General features: G+C 73.5%; 21 protein-coding genes. 6 read left to right on the forward strand and 15 right to left on the reverse strand.

Annotation, left to right across the window (positions count from 1 at the left end; genetic code table 11):
* Positions 1 to 77 precede the first annotated feature (77 nt).
* Positions 78 to 650, forward strand: a complete 573-nt coding sequence (locus tag ACFYWQ_RS37665; RefSeq protein ID WP_389523361.1) for a MarR family winged helix-turn-helix transcriptional regulator — start codon at positions 78 to 80, stop codon at positions 648 to 650.
* A gap of 59 nt (positions 651 to 709) precedes the next feature.
* On the opposite strand, the gene ACFYWQ_RS37670 is transcribed toward ACFYWQ_RS37665, so the two are convergent.
* The 10 genes from ACFYWQ_RS37670 to ACFYWQ_RS37715 form a co-directional block, all read right to left on the reverse strand.
* Entirely contained in the window at positions 710 to 1,435 is a 726-nt protein-coding gene (locus tag ACFYWQ_RS37670; RefSeq protein ID WP_389523364.1) for a gamma-glutamyl-gamma-aminobutyrate hydrolase family protein, read from the reverse strand.
* Positions 1,432 to 2,922, reverse strand: coding sequence for an aldehyde dehydrogenase (locus ACFYWQ_RS37675; RefSeq protein ID WP_389523367.1), 1,491 nt, complete (start codon positions 2,920 to 2,922; stop codon positions 1,432 to 1,434). Before ACFYWQ_RS37675 ends, ACFYWQ_RS37670 begins: the two co-directional genes overlap by 4 nt.
* Before the next feature lie 120 nt (positions 2,923 to 3,042).
* On the reverse strand, positions 3,043 to 4,503 hold the full coding sequence (locus ACFYWQ_RS37680) for an APC family permease (RefSeq protein WP_389523370.1): 1,461 nt from the start codon (positions 4,501 to 4,503) through the stop codon (positions 3,043 to 3,045).
* A 301-nt stretch (positions 4,504 to 4,804) separates the two neighbouring features.
* Positions 4,805 to 5,419 (reverse strand): TetR/AcrR family transcriptional regulator, encoded by a 615-nt coding sequence (locus ACFYWQ_RS37685; RefSeq protein WP_389523373.1) that lies wholly within the window; start codon positions 5,417 to 5,419, stop codon positions 4,805 to 4,807.
* 28 nt (positions 5,420 to 5,447) lie between these two features.
* On the reverse strand, positions 5,448 to 6,293 hold the full coding sequence (locus ACFYWQ_RS37690) for a fumarylacetoacetate hydrolase family protein (protein ID WP_389523375.1): 846 nt from the start codon (positions 6,291 to 6,293) through the stop codon (positions 5,448 to 5,450).
* Between the two features lie 38 nt (positions 6,294 to 6,331).
* Positions 6,332 to 7,222, reverse strand: coding sequence for a 3,4-dihydroxyphenylacetate 2,3-dioxygenase (locus tag ACFYWQ_RS37695; protein WP_389523378.1), 891 nt, complete (start codon positions 7,220 to 7,222; stop codon positions 6,332 to 6,334).
* Positions 7,215 to 8,678, reverse strand: coding sequence for an aldehyde dehydrogenase (locus ACFYWQ_RS37700; protein ID WP_389523381.1), 1,464 nt, complete (start codon positions 8,676 to 8,678; stop codon positions 7,215 to 7,217). Before ACFYWQ_RS37700 ends, ACFYWQ_RS37695 begins: the two co-directional genes overlap by 8 nt.
* Positions 8,679 to 8,709: 31 nt before the next feature.
* On the reverse strand, positions 8,710 to 9,516 hold the full coding sequence (locus ACFYWQ_RS37705) for an acetoacetate decarboxylase family protein (protein WP_389523384.1): 807 nt from the start codon (positions 9,514 to 9,516) through the stop codon (positions 8,710 to 8,712).
* A gap of 10 nt (positions 9,517 to 9,526) precedes the next feature.
* Positions 9,527 to 10,735 carry an NAD(P)/FAD-dependent oxidoreductase gene (locus ACFYWQ_RS37710; RefSeq protein ID WP_389523387.1) on the reverse strand — a complete coding sequence of 403 codons (1,209 nt, stop codon included), beginning with the start codon at positions 10,733 to 10,735 and terminating at the stop codon, positions 9,527 to 9,529.
* A 4-nt stretch (positions 10,736 to 10,739) separates the two neighbouring features.
* Positions 10,740 to 10,928 (reverse strand): ferredoxin, encoded by a 189-nt coding sequence (locus tag ACFYWQ_RS37715; protein ID WP_086728499.1) that lies wholly within the window; start codon positions 10,926 to 10,928, stop codon positions 10,740 to 10,742.
* A 339-nt stretch (positions 10,929 to 11,267) separates the two neighbouring features.
* Here ACFYWQ_RS37715 and ACFYWQ_RS37720 point away from each other — a divergent pair, with 339 nt between their 5' ends.
* The 5 genes from ACFYWQ_RS37720 to ACFYWQ_RS37740 all read left to right on the forward strand — a co-directional run bounded on the left by ACFYWQ_RS37720 (position 11,268) and on the right by ACFYWQ_RS37740 (position 16,076).
* Positions 11,268 to 12,623, forward strand: a complete 1,356-nt coding sequence (locus ACFYWQ_RS37720; RefSeq protein ID WP_389523391.1) for a glutamine synthetase family protein — start codon at positions 11,268 to 11,270, stop codon at positions 12,621 to 12,623.
* Between the two features lie 35 nt (positions 12,624 to 12,658).
* Positions 12,659 to 13,951: a cytochrome P450 gene (locus ACFYWQ_RS37725; RefSeq protein WP_389523722.1), complete on the forward strand. Its 1,293-nt coding sequence runs from the start codon at positions 12,659 to 12,661 to the stop codon at positions 13,949 to 13,951.
* 190 nt (positions 13,952 to 14,141) lie between these two features.
* Complete coding sequence (locus ACFYWQ_RS37730) at positions 14,142 to 14,723, forward strand: sugar O-acetyltransferase (protein ID WP_389523394.1); 582 nt, start codon at positions 14,142 to 14,144, stop codon at positions 14,721 to 14,723.
* 13 nt (positions 14,724 to 14,736) lie between these two features.
* Positions 14,737 to 15,282: a TetR/AcrR family transcriptional regulator gene (locus ACFYWQ_RS37735; RefSeq protein WP_389523397.1), complete on the forward strand. Its 546-nt coding sequence runs from the start codon at positions 14,737 to 14,739 to the stop codon at positions 15,280 to 15,282.
* Between the two features lie 227 nt (positions 15,283 to 15,509).
* Positions 15,510 to 16,076: a universal stress protein gene (locus ACFYWQ_RS37740; RefSeq protein WP_389523400.1), complete on the forward strand. Its 567-nt coding sequence runs from the start codon at positions 15,510 to 15,512 to the stop codon at positions 16,074 to 16,076.
* A 174-nt stretch (positions 16,077 to 16,250) separates the two neighbouring features.
* Here ACFYWQ_RS37740 and ACFYWQ_RS37745 read toward each other — a convergent pair whose 3' ends face one another.
* From ACFYWQ_RS37745 to ACFYWQ_RS37765, 5 genes are all read right to left on the reverse strand, one after another.
* Positions 16,251 to 16,622 (reverse strand): hypothetical protein, encoded by a 372-nt coding sequence (locus tag ACFYWQ_RS37745; RefSeq protein ID WP_389523403.1) that lies wholly within the window; start codon positions 16,620 to 16,622, stop codon positions 16,251 to 16,253.
* A 222-nt stretch (positions 16,623 to 16,844) separates the two neighbouring features.
* A complete protein-coding gene (locus ACFYWQ_RS37750; protein ID WP_389523406.1) occupies positions 16,845 to 17,912 on the reverse strand; it encodes an NAD(+)/NADH kinase in 1,068 nt (355 codons plus the stop codon).
* A gap of 138 nt (positions 17,913 to 18,050) precedes the next feature.
* A complete protein-coding gene (locus ACFYWQ_RS37755; RefSeq protein ID WP_389523408.1) occupies positions 18,051 to 18,713 on the reverse strand; it encodes a YceI family protein in 663 nt (220 codons plus the stop codon).
* Between the two features lie 208 nt (positions 18,714 to 18,921).
* Positions 18,922 to 19,581 carry a response regulator gene (locus ACFYWQ_RS37760; RefSeq protein WP_389523411.1) on the reverse strand — a complete coding sequence of 220 codons (660 nt, stop codon included), beginning with the start codon at positions 19,579 to 19,581 and terminating at the stop codon, positions 18,922 to 18,924.
* Positions 19,578 to 20,819, reverse strand: coding sequence for a sensor histidine kinase (locus ACFYWQ_RS37765; RefSeq protein WP_389523726.1), 1,242 nt, complete (start codon positions 20,817 to 20,819; stop codon positions 19,578 to 19,580). The genes ACFYWQ_RS37760 and ACFYWQ_RS37765 overlap by 4 nt, the downstream gene beginning before the upstream one ends.
* Between the last annotated feature and the right edge of the window lie 265 nt (positions 20,820 to 21,084).

The raw sequence follows: 21,084 nt of genomic DNA on the forward strand, positions 1-21,084 counted from the left end.
TCGCGCCCGTACAATTCGGTACCGAACGACCGGAGCCCCGCCGGGCCCCGGTCCGATGACGACGCGAGGGAGCACCCGTGCCCAGCCAGCGGTCCATCAGCGAGGCGGAGAAGCTCGCGGAGGCGAAGCTCGGCGGCATTCCCGTCCGGCGGGAGCAGATGGCGGCCGTGGCCAACATCTACCGGGCGGCGTCCGCCGTGCGCCAGCACCTGGAGAACTCCGTGCTGCGCGGCTCGGACCTGACCTGGACCGCCTTCGTCGTGCTGTGGGTGGTGTGGGTGTGGGGCGAGTCCGAGACCCGGCACGTCGCCGAGGAGGCGGGGATCTCCAAGGGCACGCTGACCGGGGTGGCACGCACACTCCAGTCGCGCGGTCTGCTGCGGCGGGCCGGCCATCCCACCGACGGACGCCTGGTGCTGCTCGCCCTCACCGAGGAGGGCGAGGAGTTCATGCGCCGGGTGTTCCCGGCGTTCAACGAGGAGGAGGCGTTCGTCACCTCCCGGCTGACCGACGCGGAGTGCCGCAGCCTCGCCGACGGACTGCGGCGCGTGGTGCTCCAGGTCGAGGAGGAGGGCGAGGACCGGCGCCGGACGCTGCTGAACGGCGTGGAACCCGCGCCACGCCGCAGCGGTCGGCGCGCCAGGGGCTGAGCCCCTCCCCCGCACACACAGCGGACCCCCCTCAGTGGGTCCGCCCTCAGTCGGTTCCCTCAGCGGGTCCCGCGCGCCGACCGGACCAGGGCGTCGAAGAGCCGCTGCTGGGCCGGGTCCTCGTGCGCGGTGTCCTCCGGGTGCCACTGCACGGCCAGGAACCGGCCGTCGCCGCCCGCGAGTTCGACGGCCTCGACGGTCCCGTCGGCGGCACGGGCGGTGACCGCCAGCCCCTCCCCCAGGCGGTCCACGTGCTGGTGGTGGTAGCAGGACGCCTCGGCCTTGTCGGCGCAGGTGACCCGGCTCAGCGCCGAACCGGAAGCGAAGGAGACGGGGTGCCGGACGTGGCGGTGCTCGCGCTCGGGGCCGCCCATGTCCTGGTGCAGCGTGCCGCCGAGGACGGTGTTGACGACCTGGAGGCCGCGGCAGACGGCCAGCAGCGGCAGCCCGCCCGCGAGGGCCTGCCGGGCGAGTTCCAGGTCGAACGCGTCCTGCTCGTCGTCCACGTCGTAGACCGCCTCGTGGGCGTCGGCCGCGCCGTAGCGGTGGGGGGCGATGTCGCCGCCGCCGGGGAGCAGCAGGCCGTCGAAGCGGGCGAGCCGGGCGGCGACCTCGTCCGGGTCGGCGGTGCCGCCGGGGGCGTGCGGGTGGACGGTGACGGGCTCGCCGCCCGCCCGCCAGACGGCCTCGACCAGGGCGCGGGCGTTGACCTCCGCCGCGTACCGCAGGGCCGAGGTGGTGGCGGCGAACCGGGCGGGCACGGCGATCAGCGGGCGGTGCGTCACAACTGGATCCAGGTGGTCTTGAGTTCGGTGTACTTCTCCAGGGCGTGGGCGGACTTGTCGCGTCCGTTCCCGGACTGCTTCATGCCGCCGAAGGGCACGGTCAGGTCGCCCTCCTCGTAGCAGTTGACCCATACGGTGCCGGCCCTGAGGGCCCGGGAGACCCGGTGGGCGGTGGACAGGTCGGAGGTCCACAGTCCGGCGGCGAGGCCGTACTCGGTGGCGTTGGCGAGGGCGACCGCCTCGTCGAGGTCGTCGAAGGCGAGGACGGACAGCACGGGTCCGAAGACCTCCTCGCGCGCCAGGCGGCTGTCCGGGGCCACCCGGTCGAAGACGGTCGGTTCGAGGTAGACGCCGCCGGTCCCGGTCAGGGTGCGCGCACCGCCGGTGCGCAGCCGGGCGCCGTCCTCGCCGCCGCCCCGGACGTGGCCGAGGACGCGCTCCAGATGGCTCTCGCCGACCAGGGCGCCCATCTCGGTGGCGGGGTCGAGGGGGTCGCCCACGCGCAGGGCGCGGGCCCGTGCGACGACGGCCTCGGTGACCTGTTCGGCGATCGAGGAGTGCACCAGCAGCCGGGAGGGCGCGGTGCACATCTCGCCCTGGTTGAAGAAGATGCCCCAGGCGGCGGTGGCCGCGGCCTTCTCCAGGTCGGGGGCGTCGGGCAGGACGATGTTGGGGGACTTGCCGCCCAGCTCCAGCCAGACGCGCTTGAGGTTGGAGTCGGCGGAGTAGCGCAGGAAGTGGCGGCCGACGGCGGTGGAACCGGTGAAGGCCAGCACGTCGACGTCCGGGTGCAGGCCGAGGGCGCGGCCGGCCACGGGGCCGTCGCCGTTGACGACGTTGAGCACGCCCGGCGGCAGACCGGCCTCCAGGGCGATCCGGCCCAGCAGGAGTGCCGACAGCGGGGAGTTCTCCGAGGGTTTGAGGACCACCGTGCAGCCGGCGGCCAGTGCGGGGGCGACCTTCCATCCGGCGAGCGTCAGGGGGAAGTTCCAGGGCACGACCGCGCCGACGACGCCGGCCGGCTCCCGGGTGACCAGGGCGAGCGCGTCCGGTGCGGTGTGCGGGGACTCGTCGGTGAGTTTGTCGGCGAGCTGCCCGTACCAGCGGAAGGTGCCGATGAGGGCGCGGAGTTCGATGTCGTGGGCGTCCCTGACGGGTTTGCCCATCTCCAGGCTCACGGTGAGCGCCAGCTCCGCGCGGTGCTCTTCGAGGAGATCGGCCAGGCGCACCAGGACGCGGCCCCGGTCGGCCGGGGCCAGCCTCGGCCAAGGGCCGTGGTCGAAGGCGCGTCGCGCGGCGGCGACGGCGGCGTCGATCTCGGCGGCGCCGCCGTCGGCGACCTCGGTCAGCACCTGGCCGTCGCGGGGCGAGACCGCGGAGAACGTGCTGCCCCCACCGGCCTCCTCGGCACCGTCGATCAGATGCGCGCGGAGCGGCTCCAGCGCCTTGGCCCGGCGGAGCCATTCCTCGTGGGTGGCAGCGGTCATGCGGTCCTCCAGACCACGTCGTGAATGAGTGCGAAACGTCGTGAACGAGTACGAAGGGGGTGCGGGGCCGTCCGCCCGGTGCGCGCGTCGGGGCGCGTCCGGGCGGCCGGCGTACGCGCATCAGTCCGTCGGGGGCTCGGTGCGCCGGCGCCGGACGCGTTCGTTGGCGACGCCGAGCGCCATGACGACGGGCACCGAGAGCACGAGCCACAGCGCCGTGCTCGCCTCGCCGCCGATGAGGGTGGTGAAGTTGGCCAGGACGAGCCAGATGGCGCCGACGAGGCCGAGTGCGCCGAGCACAGGGGCGACCAGCGTGTTCCAGACCCGGTCGTCCACGCGCCGGCGGCGGAAGAACACGATGACCGACACCGAGGTCAGCAGGTAGAGCAGCATCATGGCGAGCACGGCCAGACCGCTGAACCAGGAGAAGAGGTGCACCACCGGGTCCTTGCCGGCCAGTGCGAACGGCACGACCAGGGCCGCCGCGATGACGGTCTGCGCGCAGCCCGCGAGCCACGGGGCGTGCCGGCGGTTGAGGCGACACAGGCCTGCGGGGAGCTGCCCGTCACGGCCGAGGGAGAACAGGTAGCGGTTGGCGGAGTTGTGGAAGGTGAGGATGCCGGCGAACAGGGAGGTGGCCAGGAGGACCGGCAGGACGTCGCCGACCCAGCCGCCGAACAGGTCGGCGATGGGGGCGAAGACGAAGCCGGAGGAGTCCCCGGCGGCCAGCGCCCGGCCCGCGGCCTCGGGGGCCTTCGAGGCGCCGTAGGACGAGATCAGCATCCAGGAGGTGAGGGCGAAGAAGCCGGTGACCACGACGACCGAGAGGTAGGTGGCGCGCGGCACCGTCTTCTTCGGCTCCCTGGCCTCCTCGCCGTAGATGGCGGTGGCCTCGAAGCCGAACATCGACGCGACGGCGAACATCACGGCGACGCCCGGTGCGCCCTGGAGGGCGGCGGACGGGGAGAAGCTGTCGGCCACGCCGAGCCCCTCGGGCCCGCCGCCCGTGACCAGGGTGACCAGGCCGAACACCAGCAGGATGCTGAACTCGGCGAGCACGAACACGGCCAGGACGCGGGCGCCCATCTCGATGCCGGCCGCGCCCAGCGCCTGCACCACGGCCATGGTGACCAGCGCGTACACCCACCACGGCAGGTCGAGTGCGGTGTGGTCGGCGACGAGGGCGCCGACGATCGAGCCGTACAGGCCGTACATCGAGGCCTGGATGACGCAGTAGGCGAACAGGGCGACGCTCGCGCTGCCCGCGCCGGCGGTCCGGCCGAGGCCGGTGCCGATGTACGTGTAGAAGGCGCCGGCGTCCACGACGTGCCGGCCCATGGCGACGAAGCCGACGGAGAAGAGCAGGATCACGGCTCCGGCCAGCACGTAGGCGGCGGGGGTGCCGGCTCCGTTGCCGAGGGCGACCGAGAGGGGGGCCGCGCCGGCGATTCCCGTGAGCGGGGCCTGGCCGGACAGCACGAAGAAGAGGATGCCCAGGACACCCAGGGCGTTGGGTTTGAGTGTGGCTGTAGTGGGGGCGTCCCGCACGGTCCGCTGGGCGGAAACCGTCTGACTGTCCACTCGGATCACCTGCCAGAGAAGGGAAGAGGTCGTTTCAGGCCAAACGAGTTGCCTCATCGTGGGGCGGAACTATCCGTTTGACAAGGGGGTGGGGGCAGGGAATCCCGCGGTGCGGCGAATCCTTACGCCGCCGTGACCGGGGGGCAACGCCACGCCGCCGTGACCGGGGGCAACGCCATGGCACCACGACCGGGGGCAACGCCACGGCACCGCGACCGGGGGGCAACGTACGCCGCTGTGACCGGGGGGCAATGCCACTGCACCGCGACCGGGCGGGCGGACGACCTCGTGGAGCTCGGGATCAGCTCCCGGACGGGTCCTCGGCCAGCCCTTCCAGCAGGGCGCGCAGCTCCGTCAGCGCCTCTTCGGTGACCTCGCGCTCGCCGAAGACGAGCTGGTGCAGGACCAGCCCCTCCAGCGCGGCGAAGATGAGCCGGGACATGCCCCGGCCCACCGGCTCGGGCAGCAGCCGGGACAGCTCGCGCCGGCTGGCCTCGAAGTACTCCTCGTACAGGCTCCGCAGGTGCGGCAGCAGCTCCGGCCTGCGCCGGGCCTCCAGCAGCAGCTCGTATTGGAAGGCCTGGAGCTCGGGGCCGGACTCGACCATGTCCGGGAGGCCGGTGGCGAAGTCGGCCGCCCGGCCCGTGCCGATGTCGAGCGCGCTGCTGTTCAGCGAGGAGCGGATGGCGTGGGTGACGGCCTCCTCGATCAGCGCGTCACGGGAACCGAAGTGGTGCACGACGAGCCCGTGGGTGACTCCGGCCTCCTGGGCGACGGCCCGGTAGGTGAGCTTGCGCAGACCGCCCCGGGCCACCACGCGCACGGCCGCGTCCAGCAGGGCGACCCGCCCGGTGCCGTAGTTCGTCACGCGCTTGCGGGGGCGGTGCTCGCCGGTGGGGTCGACGGGGTCGGTCATGGCGTCGACCCTACCGGCGGGCCTCGGGTCAGCGCTTCGGCGGCCTGATGCCACGGAACTCCCAGTCGCCGCCGAGGGCGGTGGAGAGCACCTCCTCGGACTCGGTGGGCTGGGCGCCGACGTCGGTCCGGACGGCGGTGGGGCCGGTGACGACGTGGTTGGTGAGCCGTCCCAGGCCCTCGACCTCCACCTCGACGACGTCGCCCGGCTGGACGGGCCGGGAGTTGGCGGGCGTGCCGGACAGCAGCACGTCGCCGGGGTACAGGGTGATGGTGCGGGCGATGTCGGCGACGAGGTAGTGCATGTCCCAGGTCATCTCGTCGGTGGAGCCGTCCTGGACGACCTCGCCGTTGACGTAGGTGCGCAGCCGCTTGCCGTGGAAGTCCCAGTCGGTGACCAGGCCGGGGCCCAGCGGGCACAGGGTGTCGGAGCCCTTGACGCGGAGCATGGAGCCGGCGTCGGTGTCGCGGAAGTCGTGCAGGCCGTAGTCGTTGGCGACCGTGTAGCCGGCGATGTGGTCGCCCGCGTCGGCCGGGGCGATGTTCCGCGCGGTCTTCCCGATGACGATGGCGACCTCGCCCTCGTAGTTGAGCCACTTGCAGCCCTCGGGGCGGACGATGGCGCCCTTGTGGGAGTTGAGCGAGGAGGTGGGCTTGTGGAAGTAGGTCGGCGTGTCGGGCAGGCCGATCTGGAACTCGTCCACCCGGCTGCGGTGGTTGAGGTGGACGGCGATCACCTTGGAGGGGACGACCGGCGGCAGGTGCTGGGCTTCGTCGATCTTGACGCGGCGGCCGTCACCGGCGACCAGTTCGTCGCCGTCGACGGTGACCTCGACGGTCGCGCCGTCGAGGAGGATGCGGCGGTACTCGGGCATGGCGGGGGGCCTTTCTGGGGGCTGCTTCGGGGACGTCGTCAGGCGCCGGTCCAGCCGCCCTCGGGGCGGTCGAACCAGAGGTGGACCTGGCCGGTGCCGATGGAGTTCTCGTACGCGCCGTACTGCCGCGCCTTGGCGGTGCACGCCTGCTCGCCGAGGGCGCCGGCCATCATCAGGTAGTGGAAGAACTTCGCCTCGGGCTTGTACTTCCAGAACTCGTCCATGGTGTCGAGGACCTTGTCGTGGCGGCCCTCCTTGAACCAGGCGATCCGCTCGTGGTCGGCCTCACGGGCCTCGGGGGTGAAGATGTGGACCGGGTCGCTGGCCTCGTGGTCGCGCAGCTCGCGCAGCGGCCAGAAGGTGTGCGAGAGGGCGCCGGAGGCGATCAGCAGGACGCGGCGGCCGGGGGTGGCCGCGATGCCGTCGGCCAGCGCGCGGCCGAGGCGCAGGTGGTCCTCCATGTCGCCGGTCTGGCAGACCCCGATGGTCACCCACCGCTTGTCCGGCAGTCCCTCGCCGAGGAACTTCCACAGGTTGATCGTGGCGTAGTAGACCGGCAGGTACGCGTCGTCGATCGGGGTGATCCAGGTGCCGTGCCGGTCGGCGAACGAGGCGATGTTGTGGGCGAGTTCGGGGTCGCCCGGGTAGTCGTAGGGCATCCGGCACATGCCCCGCGGCAGCTCCTCCGAGGTGAAGAGGCCGGCCCTGCGGTCCTGCGCGGTGACGACGAACTCGACGGTGGTGGCCCAGTGGGAGTCGAGGACCACGACGGTGTCGTAGTCGTCGCGTGCGAAGACGTCCCGCCTCAGTTCGTTCAGCCCGGTGACGAGGGTGATCTCCTTGCCCTCGTTCAGCTCCAGCCGGTCGGCCTCGGGCAGCACGATGGTGGGGACGTGGGCGAGCAGGCCCGCCCCGACGATCTCACCCATGGTCCTTCCAGCCCTTCGGTGCGGTGACGGTGTTCTTCAGGTCGCAGTAGAAGTCGAAGCTCCAGGTGCCGCCCTCGCGGCCGACGCCCGAGTGGCGGGAGCCGCCGAAGGGCGCCTGGAGGTCGCGGACGAAGAAGCAGTTGACCCAGACGGTGCCGGCGACCAGCTGGGCGGTGACGCGTTCGGCGCGCTCGGGGTCGCCGGTGGCGACGGTGGCGGCCAGACCGAAGCGGGTGTCGTTGGCCAGGCGGACCGCCTCCTCCTCGTCCCGGAAGGTCTGGAGGGTCAGGACCGGGCCGAAGACCTCTTCCTGGACGATCTCGGAGTCCTGTGCGACGTCGGCCAGCAGCGTCGGCCGGTAGTACCGCCCCTCCCCCCGGGAACCGCCGATGACCGCGCGCGCACCGGCGCTGATCGCCCGCCGCACGAAGCCGTCGATCTTCTCCAGCTGGCGCTCGTGGATGTTCGGCCCGATGTCGGTGGCCTCGTCGCGCGGGTCGCCCTGCCGCAGCTGAGCCGCCTTCTCGGTGAACCGGCGGGTGAACTCCTCGGCGACCGGCTCCTCGACGAGGATGCGGGTGGCCGCGAGGCAGACCTGGCCGGCGTTGTCGTACTGCTCCACCGCGAGGTCGACGGCGAGGTCCAGGTCGGCGTCGGCGAAGACCAGCAGCGGGGACTTGCCGCCGAGTTCGAGGCTGAGCGGGGTCAGGTTCGCGGCGGCCGAGGCGGAGATGCGCTTCGCCGTCGGCACCGAACCGGTGAAGCTGATCCGGCGCACGTCCGGGTGGGAGGTGAGCGCGTCGCCGATCTCCGAGCCCAGGCCCTGCACCACGTTGAGGACACCGGCGGGCAGGCCGGCCTCGGCGGCGATGTCGGCGAGCAGCGAGGCGGTGAGCGGGGACCACTCGGCGGGCTTGAGGACGACGGTGTTCCCGGCGGCGAGGGCCGGGGCGACCTTCCAGGTCGCGAGCATCAGCGGGGCGTTCCACGGGGTGATCAGCACGCACGGGCCGGCCGGGTCCCAGGAGACGTGGTTGGTGTGGCCGCGGGTGTCGAAGTCCTCGTGGTCCAGGGTCAGCAGCCAGTCGGCGAAGAAGCGGAAGTTGTGCGCGACGCGGGGCATGACGCCGCGGCGGTGGGAGCGCAGCAGGGCGCCGTTGTCGTGGGTCTCGACGATGGCGAGTTCCTCGATGCGCTTCTCCACGCCGTCGGCGACGGCGTGCAGGATGCGGGCGCGCTCGGCGCGCGGTGTGGCGGCCCAGCCGGGGAAGGCGGCCTTGGCGGCGGCGACCGCGGCGGCGGCCTCGATGGCGGTGCCGCGGGCGATCTCGCCGAGGGCGCCGCCGTCGATCGGGGAGACGTCGGTGAAGGTGTCGGTGGAGGCGACGCGTTCGCCGCCGATCCAGTGCCGGGTGTCGACGGCGACTCCGGCCACCGTCGTGATGTGTGCGCTCATGTTCGGGGCTCCTGGTGGGGGGACGAAGGGGTCACTCGGCGGCGGAGGTGTTCGACTCCAGGAGCCGGCCGCCGTCCCAGACCACGCCGACCTGCCGGTAGTACGCGGCGATCGGCTCGCGGATCTCCAGCCGGGCCAGCTCCTCGGTGGGCGCCTCGAACAGCTCCAGCTCGGCGTCGCCGACCCAGGGCTGCCCGCCCTCGAAGGAGGCGGCGCCGGACTCGATCAGCTCGTCGAGTGCCAGCCCCTTGCCCTTCTCGATGGACGGCAGCCAGCGGTGGTGGGCCATGGGGTGGCCGTTGACGAACCCGTTGGTCTCGGAGGGCTCGCGCAGGGTGACGACCGTCTGGGCGAGGCGGCGGTCGGCGGCGGCGAGGGTGGCGCCGAAGCGGGCGCCGGCCTCGATGCGGGGGGCGGGCCCGTAGGGGTGCGGGCGGGTCTGGTGGAGGGAGCCGAGCTTCTTCGGGTAGCCCTGGTGCAGTCCGCGGGCGATCGCGAAGTCCTTGTCGACCCAGATGTAGACGCAGCGGGTGTAGGTCTGTCCCTTGTACTGACAGCGGACGACCGCGAAGGCCTCCTTGTACTGGGCGAGCACCGGGTCGAGGAGCTCCTGGCCCGACGCGGAGCAGGACTGCCAGTCGGCCCAGATCAGCGCGACCGCGCCGGGGTCCTCCTCGGCGAGTTCGAGCGGCTCGGGCAGCAGTTCGCGCACGCGGGCCGGGTCGGTGCGGTACTCGACGGTGAGCAGGTCGCCGGAGTAGCGCCAGGGCGGCGAGGGGATCAGCGACGAGGCACCCGTCGCCGTCTTGGGGTGGAAGAATCCACGGACACTGGTCACTGGGGGTTCCTTACGCGGTGAGGGCGGGCTGCTGGAGGAGTGCGGCGCGGTGGCGGGCGGCGGCTGCCGCGGCGGCCTGCCCGCCGAGGGCGACGACGCCGACCAGGCGGCCGCCGGTGTGGTAGCCGACCAGGACGTCGCCGTCGAGGTCGCCGTCCAGGACGCGCACGTCCTCCTTGCCGAGGGCGGGGGCGCCGAAGGACTGGAGCCGGAAGTCGTGCTGGTCGCTCCAGAAGGTGGGCAGCGGGGCGAACGGCGGGAGGCCGGCGTCGGCGCCGGTGAGGTGGGCGGCGAGCACCTTGGCGGCGTGCTTGGCGGTGTCCGTGGGGATCGACCAGTGCTCGACGCGGCGCGGGACGCCGTCGTAGCGGGCGTTGGGGAAGCGGGCGACGTCGCCGACGGCGATGACGTCGGGGCGGCCGCCGGCCCGCAGGTGCTCGTCCGTGAGCACGCCGTCGGTCAGGTCCAGGCCGTTGCCGTCGAGCCACTCGGTGTTGGCGACGGAGCCGACCGACTCCACGACCACGTCGGCGGCGAGCACCGTGCCGTCGGCCAGGACCACGCCGGTGACCCGGTCGTCGCCCTCGAAGCCGGTGACCCCGGTACCGAGGGCGAAGCGGACGCCCCGCTGCTGGTGGCGGTCGAGCAGTGCCCGGGCGAGCAGGTCGCCCAGCGGGCCGGCCATGGGCAGCGGCAGCGGGTCGACCACGGTGACCTCGGCGGCGCCCAGGGCCACGGCGGTGGCGGCCACCTCGCAGCCGATGAATCCGGCCCCGACCACGACCACGCGCGCGCCGGGCCGGGTGAGCGCCTCCCGCAGTCCCCGGGCGTCGGCCAGGGTGCGGACGGTGTGCCGGCCGGTGCGGGGGCCGGGGCAGCGCAGCCGCCGGGGCCGCATGCCGGTGGCCACGACCAGGCCGCCGTAGGGCAGGACCTCACCGTCGTCGAGTTCGACGACGTGCCGGTCGAGGTCGGCGGCGACGACCCTGGTGCCCAGGCGCCACCGCACGTCCGCGACGCTGGCGCGGGGCCGGAAGGCGAGCGAGTCGAACGGTGCGGTGCCGGCCAGGACCTCCTTGGACAGCGGGGGCCTGTTGTAGGGCATGTGGGGCTCGTCGCCGACCAGGGTGATCGGCCCGTCCCAGCCGGCGGCGCGCAGCTGCTCGGCGGCGCGCAGGCCGGCCATGGAGGCGCCGGCCACCACGACGGAGGTGCTCATCGGCTCAGTCCTCGATCCGGATGGCCTGGAGGGGGCAGACGTCGGCTGCCTCCTCGACCTCGTCGCGCAGCGCCTCGTCGGGGTCGGGGACGTAGGCCAGGTGCCCGGCGTCGTCGAAGCTGAAGACGTCGGGTGCGGCGAAGACGCACTGGCCGTGGTCCTGGCACTTGTTCATGTCGACGACGACCTTCATGGCCGGTCCTCCTGGTGCTGAGGGGGCGTCGGGGAGAGGGGAAGAGGGGCCCGGACCACAGGGGGCCGGGCCCCGGCCAAAGGGGTGGGCTGACGCCGACCCCCAACTCGTTTGGCTTCAAACAACATAAGAAGCGGCGGAGGTCTGGTCAATAGCTATCCGGATGGATAAATTTCTGCGACAGACCCCTTGCGGGAAGGTGAAGGCGTCCATACCGTTTGGCACCAAACAAGCGGCGTCCTGCGCACTTCCCCCGCAGCCCGAGAGCCGCGCCCCCTTTTCCTCTCCCCCAGCGCCCAGCGCTCCGGGAGGCGCCCCCTTTCACTGGAGGAGACACCGGTGAGCGCATCCGACATCCCATCCGTCCGGCACCACATGGAGCGGCTGGCCGCCGAGGGCATCGACGTGGTCCGGGTGACCTATCCCGACCTCATCGGCACCGAACGGGCCCGGGACGTCCTGCTGGACCATCTGCCCTCCGCCTGCGACCACGGCCTCGCCTTCTGCCGCGCCGTCTACCACACCAGCCCCCAGGGCGACGTCGTCCCGGTGGCCGGGGGCCTGGACGCCGGCCTGCCCGACATCTGCGTACGCCCCGACCTGGACACCCTGACCGCGCTGCCGTGGGAGCCGGGCGTCGCCGGCTGTCTGGGCGACGTCACCGACCCGGCGACCGGGCTGCCCGCGCCGGAGTCCCCGCGCGACCTGCTGCGCGCCGTGATCGACCGGTGTACCGAGCACGGCCTGCGCCCGGTGGTGGGCCCGGAGCTGGAGTACTTCCTCTGCGACGCGGCCCCGGACACCCCCGCGGGCTGGCGCCGCTACAGCGACGCCGAGGGGGTCGTCTACACGGCGGGCCTGCGCGCGGACGGCGACAACCACCTGCTGCGCACCCTGCGCCTGCTGCGCGACCTGGACATCGGCGTCAGCAGCGGCAACCACGAGTTCGACGGGTCCCAGTTCGAGATCAACCTGACCCACTCGGACGCCCTCTCAGCGGCCGACCGCGCCTTCCGCTTCAAGGCGGCGGTCAAGGAACTGGCCCGCAAGGAGGGCCGCCTCGCCACCTTCATGGCCAAGCCGTTCAACGGCGCGGGCGGCTCCGGCTTCCACCTCCACCTGTCCTGCGTGGACGACCGCGGCGACAACACCTTCGACGACGCGGCCGCCCCCTACGGCCTGTCCGCCACCGCGCGCCACGCGGTGGCCGGCGTCCTCGCCCACGCCCCCGCACTCGCGGCGCTGGCCAACCCCACGGTCAACTCCTACAAACGCTTCGGCCCCGACACCCTCGCGCCCTGGCTGATCGACTGGGGCCTTGACAACCGCAGCGCGATGGTCCGCATCCCGCCCGAGCGCGGCTCCGGCTCCCGCCTCGAACTGCGTCTGGGCGACGCGAGCGCCAACCCCTACCTGCTGATCGCCGGCACCCTGGCGGCGGCCCTCCTGGGCGTCCTGGCCGGCGAGGAGCCCCCCGCCCCGCTGGAGGGCTACGGCTACGACATCACGAAGGCCGCCGTCCTGCCGACGACCCTGCCCGCGGCGCTGGACGCCCTGGAGGCGGACACCGCGCTGACCGAGGTGCTCGGCAAGGACTTCACCGCCTCCTACCTCTCGTACAAGCGCGACGAGGTCGCGCGCTTCCACCGGCACGTCACCGACTGGGAGTTCACCGAGTACGCCTACCACCTGTGACGCCGAGGAGCCCACACCCCGTGACCACACACCCCATGACCACCACCGCCCAGTCCGCGACCGAGGCCGTGCGCGAGCCGCTGCCCCTGGCCGACGTCGACCTCGCGAACCTGGACAACTTCACCGACGGCGTCACCCCGTGGCGCATGTTCCACACCCTGCGCCACGAGGACCCGGTCCACTGGCAGCCCGAGGAGGCCCCGAACTCCGGCTTCTGGGCCGTCACCCGGCACGCCGACATCGCCCGCGTCGACCGCGACGCCGAGACCTTCACCTCGACCCGGTTCGTGAACCTGGAGGAGGTGGACGACGACCAGATCAAGAAGCGCGCCTCCATCCTGGAACTGGACGGCGTCCGCCACCGCGCCCTGCGCAGCCTGCTCCAGCGCCAGTTCGGCGCGAACGTGATCAACAGCTACGCCGACTTCCTGCGCGGCCTGACCGCCACCACCTTGGACACGGCCCTCGCCAAGGGCACCTTCGACTTCGTCGGCGAGGTCTCCGCGGACTTCCCCATCAACGTCCTCGCCCGCCTCCTGGACGTGCCGCCGGAGGACAACCAGCAGCTCATCGACTGGGGCAACCGCATCATCGGCAACACCGACCCCGACTACGCCGACGTCCTCCTGCACAGCGAGGAGAGCGAGAAGTACCGCGACCTGCCCTTCCGCTCCCCCGCCTCCCTGGAGGTCTTCGAGTACGGCCGGGAACTGGCCCGGCAGCGGCGCGGCGGCACCGGCACCGACCTGATCTCCCGGCTCGTCAACGAGACCCCGCGCGACGGCGTCCCCCTCTCCCCCCAGGACTTCGACAACTACTTCCTGCTCCTGGTCGTCGCCGGCAACGAGACCACCCGCCACACCATCACCCACTCGATGCTGGCCCTCCTCCAGCACCCCGAGCAGCTCGCCCGGCTCCAGGAGGACCCCTCCCTCATCCCGACGGCGGTGGAGGAGTTCCTGCGCTGGGCCTCCCCCGTCTACCACTTCCGCCGCACCGCCACCCGGGACGTCGAGCTCGGCGGCAAGCGGGTCAGGGAGGGCGACAAGGTCGTCATGTGGTTCGCCTCCGGCAACCGCGACGAGGAGGTCTTCGGCAACCCCTACGACTTCGACGTCGCCCGCAGGGACAACGACCACGTCACCTTCGGCAAGGGCAGCCCGCACCTGTGCCTGGGCAACCTGCTGGCCCGCACCGAGATCCGCATCATGTTCGAGGAGCTGATCCCGCGCCTGGCGGACATCAGGCTCACGGGAGACGTCCCGCGCGTCCGGTCCAACTTCGTCAACGGCATCAAGAAACTGCCCGTCGAGGTCACGCTCGCCTGAGGGACTGAGGGCCTGAGGGACTGAGGGCACGGACAGGGCGACTGGGGTGGCCGGTTCCCGCGACGGGGACCGGCCACCCGGCGTGCGCGGGAGCGCGCGTCGTGCGCGGGAGCGCGCGTCGTATGCGGCGGCGCGTCCTGTGCGACACCGGAGTGTACGACCGTACGTTCCGAAGTGTACGATCGTACGCATGCCGACGGACCACTTCGCGGGCGACCCGCGCACCAACCTCGAACGCATGCTGGCGGGCGACCTCTACATCGCCGACGATCCCGAGATCGCCCGGCGTCAGCAGCGCGCCCTGCGGCTCGCCGCCCGCTACCAGGCCGCCTACGTCGAGGACGCCGCCGCGGCGCGGCCGCTCCTGGCCGAACTGCTCGCCTCCGTCGGCGACGGCGTCGAGCTGCGCCCGCCGCTCCACGTCGACTACGGCAGCAACATCAGCATCGGAGCCCGCACCTTCGTCAACTACAACCTGACCGCCCTGGACGTCGCGGCGATCACCATCGGCGAGGACTGCCAGATCGGCCCCAACGTCCAGCTCCTCACCCCCACCCACCCCGTGGAGCCCGGCCCGCGCCGGGACAAGCTGGAAGCCGCCCTGCCGATCACCATCGGCGACAACGTCTGGCTCGGCGGTGGCGTCATCGTCTGCCCGGGCGTGACGATCGGCGACAACTCCGTCATCGGCGCCGGCGCGGTCGTCACCCGGGACGTCCCCGCGAACGTCGTCGCCGTCGGCAACCCGGCCCGGCCCGTCCGGGACATCTGACCGGCGCACGCCCATGGCCACCGGACACACCGACCCGCAGCGGCGGGAGCGCATCCTCGCCGCCACCCTCGACCACATCGCCGACGAAGGGGTCGCCGGCGTCTCCCACCGCAGGATCGCGGGCCGGGCCGGCGTCCCCCTCGGGTCGATGACCTACCACTTCGCCGGCATCGACGACCTGCTCCACGAGGCGTTCCGGCGCTTCGCCGACCGCATCGTCACCGTCTTCGAGCACCATCTGGGCCCGACCCGCACCCCCGCCGAGGCCCGGGAAGCCGTCACCGACCTCGTCCACGCCCTGTCCGAGGGTTCCCGCCGCGACCTGATCCTCGCCCACGAGCTGTACACCCTCGCCGCCCGGCGTCCGGAGTACCGCGAGCTCACCCAGAACTGGATGCACCGCAGCCGCCGGCTCCTGGAACGGCACTTCGACGCCGACACCGCCCGGCAGCTCGACGCCCTGATCGAGGGCCTCGCGCTGCACCGCTCCCTGGACACGGCCCCCCAGAGCCGCGACCTGACCCTGCAGGCGGTCACCCGCGTCACCTCGACCGCCTAGGACACCCGGGCCCGCGCCGAGCCGGACGGAGGCCGCCCGGCACCCGAGACCGCCCGTGGGGACGCGGGCCTGACACCGCGTCCCCACGGGCCCCCTGCCGCCGACGACCGTGCGGCCGGAGTGGCAAGTCCGCGGCGATCCGGGGCAGGAGCGGGGGTGGAAGAGGTCGCGGTGGCGCTCGGCGGACGGGAGGGCCCGTCCGCCGGCGCGGGGAGAACGGGGAGGCGATGTCCGTGTCCGACGGGCGTCCGGTCACGCGTGTCGTCGTCGGAGTCAGCGGTTCGTCCGGAAGCCTCACGGCGCTGCGCCGGGCCGCCGCCGAGGCCCGGCACCGGCGGGCGGAGCTGTGGCCCGTGCTCGCCTGGCAGCCGCCCGGCGGACACCTCGCCGCGCACCGGCTCCCGGAGGCGTCCGTCGCGGGCGAGGACCATGAGCGGCTGGCCCGGCGGACCCTGCTGTCCGCGCTGCGTGACGTGTTCGGCGACAGCGGCGCCGACCTGCCCGTCCGGGCCCGCGTCGCCCGGGACGCGCCGGGCCGCGCGCTGGTGGGGATCGCGGGCCGTGCGGACGACCTGCTCGTCGTGGGAGCCGGGCGGCGCGGCCCGCTGGGCCGGGCGCTGTGGCCGTCGGTCGGCCGGTACTGCCTGGCCCACGCCGCCTGTCCCGTCCTCGCGGTGCCGCCCTCCCCGCTCCAGGCCGCGCTGGCGCGGGCACGCCGTCGCAACCGGTGGCGGCTGCGGCTGGACACCGGCCACCTGGAGCGCGAGTTCGCGTCCGTACCGCCCGACGTCTGACGGGTCCTCGCCGCCGCCGCGGGGAGCGCGGTGGCGTGCGGGCGACGCGGTCGGCGGCCCGGGGCGAATCGGTCGGGGGCCCGACGCGGCGCGGTCCGGAGCCCGACGCGGCCTGGTCCGAAGCCCGACGCGACGCGGTCCGAAGCCCGACGTGGCGTGGCCGGGCCGTCGGCGTCAGCAGGAGCTGCCGCAGGAGGACGAGCTGCTCCCGCACGAGGACGAGCTGCCGCAGGACGACGACGAACTGCCGCCGCAGGACGTCGAGCCGCCGCACGAGGAACCGCTCGTCGAGCCGTCGCACGAGGTGTCCGTGACGTACCAGGACGAGTCGCCGGCCGAACCGCCGCCCGCGCCGCTCGTCGCCGCGACGCCTCCCGCGTACACGGCCCCGCCGCCGCGGGCCCCGGCTCCCCCGGATCCCCCGGCACGGGACGCCTGCCATGCCAGGTCCTCCCAGGCCCGGCGCCAGGCCCGCCGCACCAGCCAGGTGCACAGGGCGACCAGCCCCACCACGGCCAGACCCACCAGGACGAAGGCAACCATCATGTCCGTTCTCCCCCCGACGGCCGGGCGTCGTCCGCACCGGCTGCTCCGAGGGTGCCCCGGCCCGGGGCCGCCCCAAGCCCCTCTTGAGCAAGCCCAGAGGTTGGGCGAGCACGATGGGGGCCCCTGATGCGCCCGTGGCGCCGGCAGCGTCGCCGGGGCCGGCTACGGCTCCGGGGTCGGCTACGGCTCCGGGGTCGGCTACGGCTACGGAGCCGGCTACGGCTACGGAGCCGGCTCGTCCGGGCCCGTCGGCAGCGCGAGGTGGGCCATGTCGCCCGGCGGCGGGGTGGTGACCGACCACAAGGGCGCCGCGGTCCCGTCGGCGACCGCGGCCGGGGCGTCGGTCAGCCTCATCCGCTCGCGCAGCCGGCCGTAGAAGTCCATGCGCCCCAGGCGGGCCGCCCGCAGCCGGCGCGGGGCCGCGTACACGCCGATCCAGTCCCCCGGGTCGAGCACACCGCGCAGCTGGCCGTCGACGCTGACGGCGGCCTGGCCCGACCGTTCGAGCACCCGCAGCCCGACGGGCTCGTCCGGGGCCGTGACGACCGAGCGGTCGAAGGTCATGTGCGGGGCGACCGGGGTGAAGACCAGCGCGTCGGCGCGGGGTGAGACGACGGGGCCTCCGGCGGCGAAGCTGTAGGCGGTCGAGCCCGTGGGCGTCGCCACGAGCAGGGCGTCGGCGGAGTAGGACGCCAGGAGCCGGCCGGAGACGTAGACGCCGACCGACACCTGGCGGTCCCTCGACAGCTTCTCCAGCACGATGTCGTTGAGCGCGAAGACGTTCAGCGGGATGCCCCACTCGTCGTCGACCTCGCAGTCGGGGCGTACCCGGGGAGGCGGCAGCAGCGGCCCTCGCCCGTACCGCAGCAGCGCCTCCATCCCGGCCGGCACCTCCAGCCGGCGCGAGGCGCGCAGGGTGAGCAGCATGCGGTGCTCCACCGTGAGCCGGTCCTCCCGTACGGCGTCCAGGGCGGTGCGGACGTCGGCGACGGGCACCTCCGTCAGGAAGCCCACGCGCCCCAGGTCGACGCCGAGGACGAGGGCGTCGTGCTCGGCGGCCAGCCGGGCGCCGCGCAGGAAGGTGCCGTCGCCTCCCAGGGTGACGACGAGGTCGGGATCGCCGGCGGCGTCGATCTCCTCACCCGCGCTGCGCCGTGCGTGGTCCCGCCACACGTCGATGTCCGCGCAGGGCACGGCGTGTTCCGCGCACCACGCGCGGACGGTGCGGGCGGCCGCCACGGCTTCCGGGCGCCCGCCGTGCACGACCAGGCCGAGCCGGCTCACCGTCACGTCTGCCTCCCTGCGTCGCGGCCGGCCCTCAGTACACCGTGCCGCGCACACGTGCCCCGGCGTGCCACGCCGGGGGCGGCGGCGCGAGCCGGTCGGCGGGCGGGCGTCCCGCACGCCCGGACGTCGGCTCCCCCGACGTCAGCCGGCCGGCGGGGCGGTACGGATGGCGGCGATGTCGAACTGGAGGCGTACCTTCTCGCTCACCATCGCCCCGCCCTCGGCCAGCCGCGAGTTGTACGCCAGGCCCCAGGCGCAGCGGTCGATGGTGGTGGTGCCGTCGAACCCGGCCCGCTGGTAGCCGAACGGGTCGGTGACGTGGCCGATGTAGGTGAGTTCCAGGACGACGGACCGGGTGACTCTTTTGATGGTGAGGTCACCGGTCATGCGGTAGACGTCGGGGCCGCCGAGTTCCACGGCGGTACTGGTGAACCGCATGTGCGGGTAGGCCGCGGCGTCGAGGAAGTCGCGGCCCACCAGATGGGCGTCGCGCTGTTCCACGCCGGTGTCGACGCTGGCGGTCGACAGCACGATCTCCGCCCGTGACCGGGCCGGGTCCCGGCCGTCGAACCAGAGGCGGCTCTCGTACTCGGTGAACGCCCCGCGGACCGTGGTCACCATGGCGTGCCGGACGGAGAACCCGATCCTGCTGTGCGCGGGGTCGATGACCCAGTCCCCGGTGAGTTCCGCCAGGGCGGGGTCCGGAAGCACGGCGGTGGCGGATCCGGAGGCGCCGTAGCCGGATTCGGGCGCGTCCGGGAGTGCGGGGCGGCGGAACGACGTACCGCGACTGAACAGATTCATGATGCATTTGCTTACTGCACAGGAGTTCGCCCGATCAAGTCCCCGCCGACATAAGGGGATTTCGGATTCCGGGGCGGGCCTCTCCTGCACCTCTTTCACATATTCGACGCACGGAAATCCATGAAGCCGTCACCGGATCCGCAAGAATTCGGGAACGCCGTCGGCCGGGAAAAGGAGCCGACCGGACGGGCGGGGCGTGCAGGGGGTGTCACGGCAGCAGGCGCTGTTCCTTCGCGACCGCGACGGCGCCCGCGCGGGTGTCCACGCCGAGCTTGTCGTAGATCCGGCGCAGATGCGTCTTGACCGTGGCCTCGCTGATGAACAGGGCCCGGGCGATCTCCCGGTTGCCGAGGCCGAGGGCGAGCTGGGCCAGGATGTCGCGTTCGCGGTCCGTGAGGGAGGGGCGTGGGCTGCGCATGTTGGCCATGACCCGGCCGGCGACCGGCGCGGAGAGTGCCGTACGGCCCTGGGCGGCGGCGTGGATCGCGGCGAAGAGTTCCTCGGGGCGTTCGGCCTTCAGCAGATAGCCGGTCGCGCCCGCCTCGATGGCACGGGTGATGTCGGCGTCGGTGTCGTAGGTGGTCAGCACGAGGACGTGCGGGCGGGGTCCGGGGGCGGTCGTGAGGCGGCGGGTGGTCTCCGCCCCGTCGATGCCCGCGCCCAGTTGCAGGTCCATCAGCACGACGTCCGGCGTCAGCCTGGCGGCGAGGGCGAGCGCCTCCTCGCCGGTTCCCGCCTCGCCGGCCACCTCGATGCCGGGGGCGCTGTCGAGCAGGGCGAGCAGTCCGGCCCGGACGACCACGTGGTCGTCGCAGACCAGGATGCGCACGGGGGGCCGGACGGCGGCCGGTGCCGCGGGGTGGGTCATCGGGTTGCCTCCAGGGGGACGGCGGCGGACAGGACGGTGCCCTCGCCCCGCGCCGACTCGACGGTCAGGGTGCCACCGAGCTGTCCCAGCCGGGCACGCATCGCGGGCAGGCCGTGCCCGCGCGCCCCGGCCGGGGAGGCGGGCGGCGCGGCCGGGTCGAAGCCGTGTCCGTCGTCGGTGACGTCCAGGACCACCTGGTCGTCCAGGAGGGTGAGGGTGAGCGCGGCGGTGGACGCGCCCGCGTGCTCCCGGACGTTGGCCAGGGCTCCCTGGGCGATGCGCAGCAGGGCCGACTGGACGCGGTCCGGCAGCCGCGGGGGCCGACCGCCGGCGTCGACGTGGACGCGTACGGTGAGGCGGTCGCCGGACTCCCGCGCGGCCAGGGCGCGCAGCGCGACGTCGAGGCCGCCGCCGCGGGCGAGGTCGGCGGGGGCGAGGTCGTGCACGAAGCGCCGGGCCTCGGTGAGATTGTGCTCCGCGACGGACGCGGCGGACCGGACGTGGGCCCGCGCCTTGTCCGGGTCGGACTCCCACACCCGGTCCGCGGCCTGGAGCAGCATGCGCTGGCTGGACAGGCCCTGCGCGAGGGTGTCGTGGATCTCCATGGACAGCCGCTGGCGTTCGGCGAGGGTGCCCGTGCGGCGCTCCGACGCGGCGAGTTCGCGGCGGGTGCGGATCAGATCGTCGATCAGGGCGCGCTGCCGGGCGGCCTGCCGCTCGGTCCCCAGGAACACGGCCGTGGCGATGGCGGCGACGGCGGGGGGCGCGAGCAGCAGGTTCGGGTCGAAGGTCCCGGCGAGCCGGAGCTGCGCGGCGACGACGAACGCCGTCAGGACGGTCACCAGGGCGAGGGCCGCACGGGTCGGCAGGGTGCGCAGGCCCGTGTAGAAGAGCGGCACCGCGCACCAGGAGAAACTGGGCGCGAGCTCCACGAGCACCATCCACACCACGACGACGGCGCCGAACCGGACCGGTCCTAGCCATGCGGGACCGAGCCATGCGGGTCCGGGCACGGCGGGCTCGGGCGGGGAGGGCTCGGGCCCGGCCGATCCGGGCACGGAGGGCTCGACCCCGGCCGGTCCCGGCACGGCAGGTTTGGGCACAGCCGATCCGAGCAGGTGCAGTGCGGCCAGGGCGACGGACAGGCCGATGATCCACGGGGTGCGGGGCTCGCCCGGGTGGCGCAGCAGGAAGCGGGCCAGGGCACCGCCGAGCAGCAGGAAGAACGCCGTGTGCATGACGGCACCCAGCCACCGGTTGTCCGGGTCGTACGGCTTCGGCACGCGCACCCGTCTCCCTTCCGCCCGTTTCCTCGGTCCTGCCGCGCTGAACTGCGCAAACACTCCCATTGTGCGGGCTCTCCACGGCGGGCGGGTCAACCGATCGGATGACACCGCCGTCACCCGTTCCGCAGGCCGGGAGCAGCCGGACCGCCGACCCTCCGGCCCCCGGTGCGGGGCGAGGGTGGAGAGCAGACGGGCAGCCGGGACCACAGCGGCCGCC

Origin of the sequence: Streptomyces sp. NPDC003247, assembly GCF_042888135.1 — a bacterium.
Classification (GTDB): domain Bacteria; phylum Actinomycetota; class Actinomycetes; order Streptomycetales; family Streptomycetaceae; genus Streptomyces.

Coding starts and splice junctions, on each gene's coding strand:
- ACFYWQ_RS37725 (WP_389523722.1), top strand. CDS start 12,659: ATGACCACCACCGCCCAGTCCGCGACCGAGGCCGTGCGCGAGCCGCTG.
- ACFYWQ_RS37730 (WP_389523394.1), top strand. CDS start 14,142: ATGCCGACGGACCACTTCGCGGGCGACCCGCGCACCAACCTCGAACGC.
- ACFYWQ_RS37700 (WP_389523381.1), bottom strand. CDS start 8,678: ATGAGCGCACACATCACGACGGTGGCCGGAGTCGCCGTCGACACCCGG.
- ACFYWQ_RS37710 (WP_389523387.1), bottom strand. CDS start 10,735: ATGAGCACCTCCGTCGTGGTGGCCGGCGCCTCCATGGCCGGCCTGCGC.
- ACFYWQ_RS37675 (WP_389523367.1), bottom strand. CDS start 2,922: ATGACCGCTGCCACCCACGAGGAATGGCTCCGCCGGGCCAAGGCGCTG.
- ACFYWQ_RS37740 (WP_389523400.1), top strand. CDS start 15,510: ATGTCCGTGTCCGACGGGCGTCCGGTCACGCGTGTCGTCGTCGGAGTC.
- ACFYWQ_RS37715 (WP_086728499.1), bottom strand. CDS start 10,928: ATGAAGGTCGTCGTCGACATGAACAAGTGCCAGGACCACGGCCAGTGC.
- ACFYWQ_RS37765 (WP_389523726.1), bottom strand. CDS start 20,819: ATGCACACGGCGTTCTTCCTGCTGCTCGGCGGTGCCCTGGCCCGCTTC.
- ACFYWQ_RS37685 (WP_389523373.1), bottom strand. CDS start 5,419: ATGACCGACCCCGTCGACCCCACCGGCGAGCACCGCCCCCGCAAGCGC.
- ACFYWQ_RS37760 (WP_389523411.1), bottom strand. CDS start 19,581: ATGACCCACCCCGCGGCACCGGCCGCCGTCCGGCCCCCCGTGCGCATC.
- ACFYWQ_RS37690 (WP_389523375.1), bottom strand. CDS start 6,293: ATGCCCGAGTACCGCCGCATCCTCCTCGACGGCGCGACCGTCGAGGTC.
- ACFYWQ_RS37745 (WP_389523403.1), bottom strand. CDS start 16,622: ATGATGGTTGCCTTCGTCCTGGTGGGTCTGGCCGTGGTGGGGCTGGTC.
- ACFYWQ_RS37695 (WP_389523378.1), bottom strand. CDS start 7,222: ATGGGTGAGATCGTCGGGGCGGGCCTGCTCGCCCACGTCCCCACCATC.
- ACFYWQ_RS37735 (WP_389523397.1), top strand. CDS start 14,737: ATGGCCACCGGACACACCGACCCGCAGCGGCGGGAGCGCATCCTCGCC.
- ACFYWQ_RS37755 (WP_389523408.1), bottom strand. CDS start 18,713: ATGAATCTGTTCAGTCGCGGTACGTCGTTCCGCCGCCCCGCACTCCCG.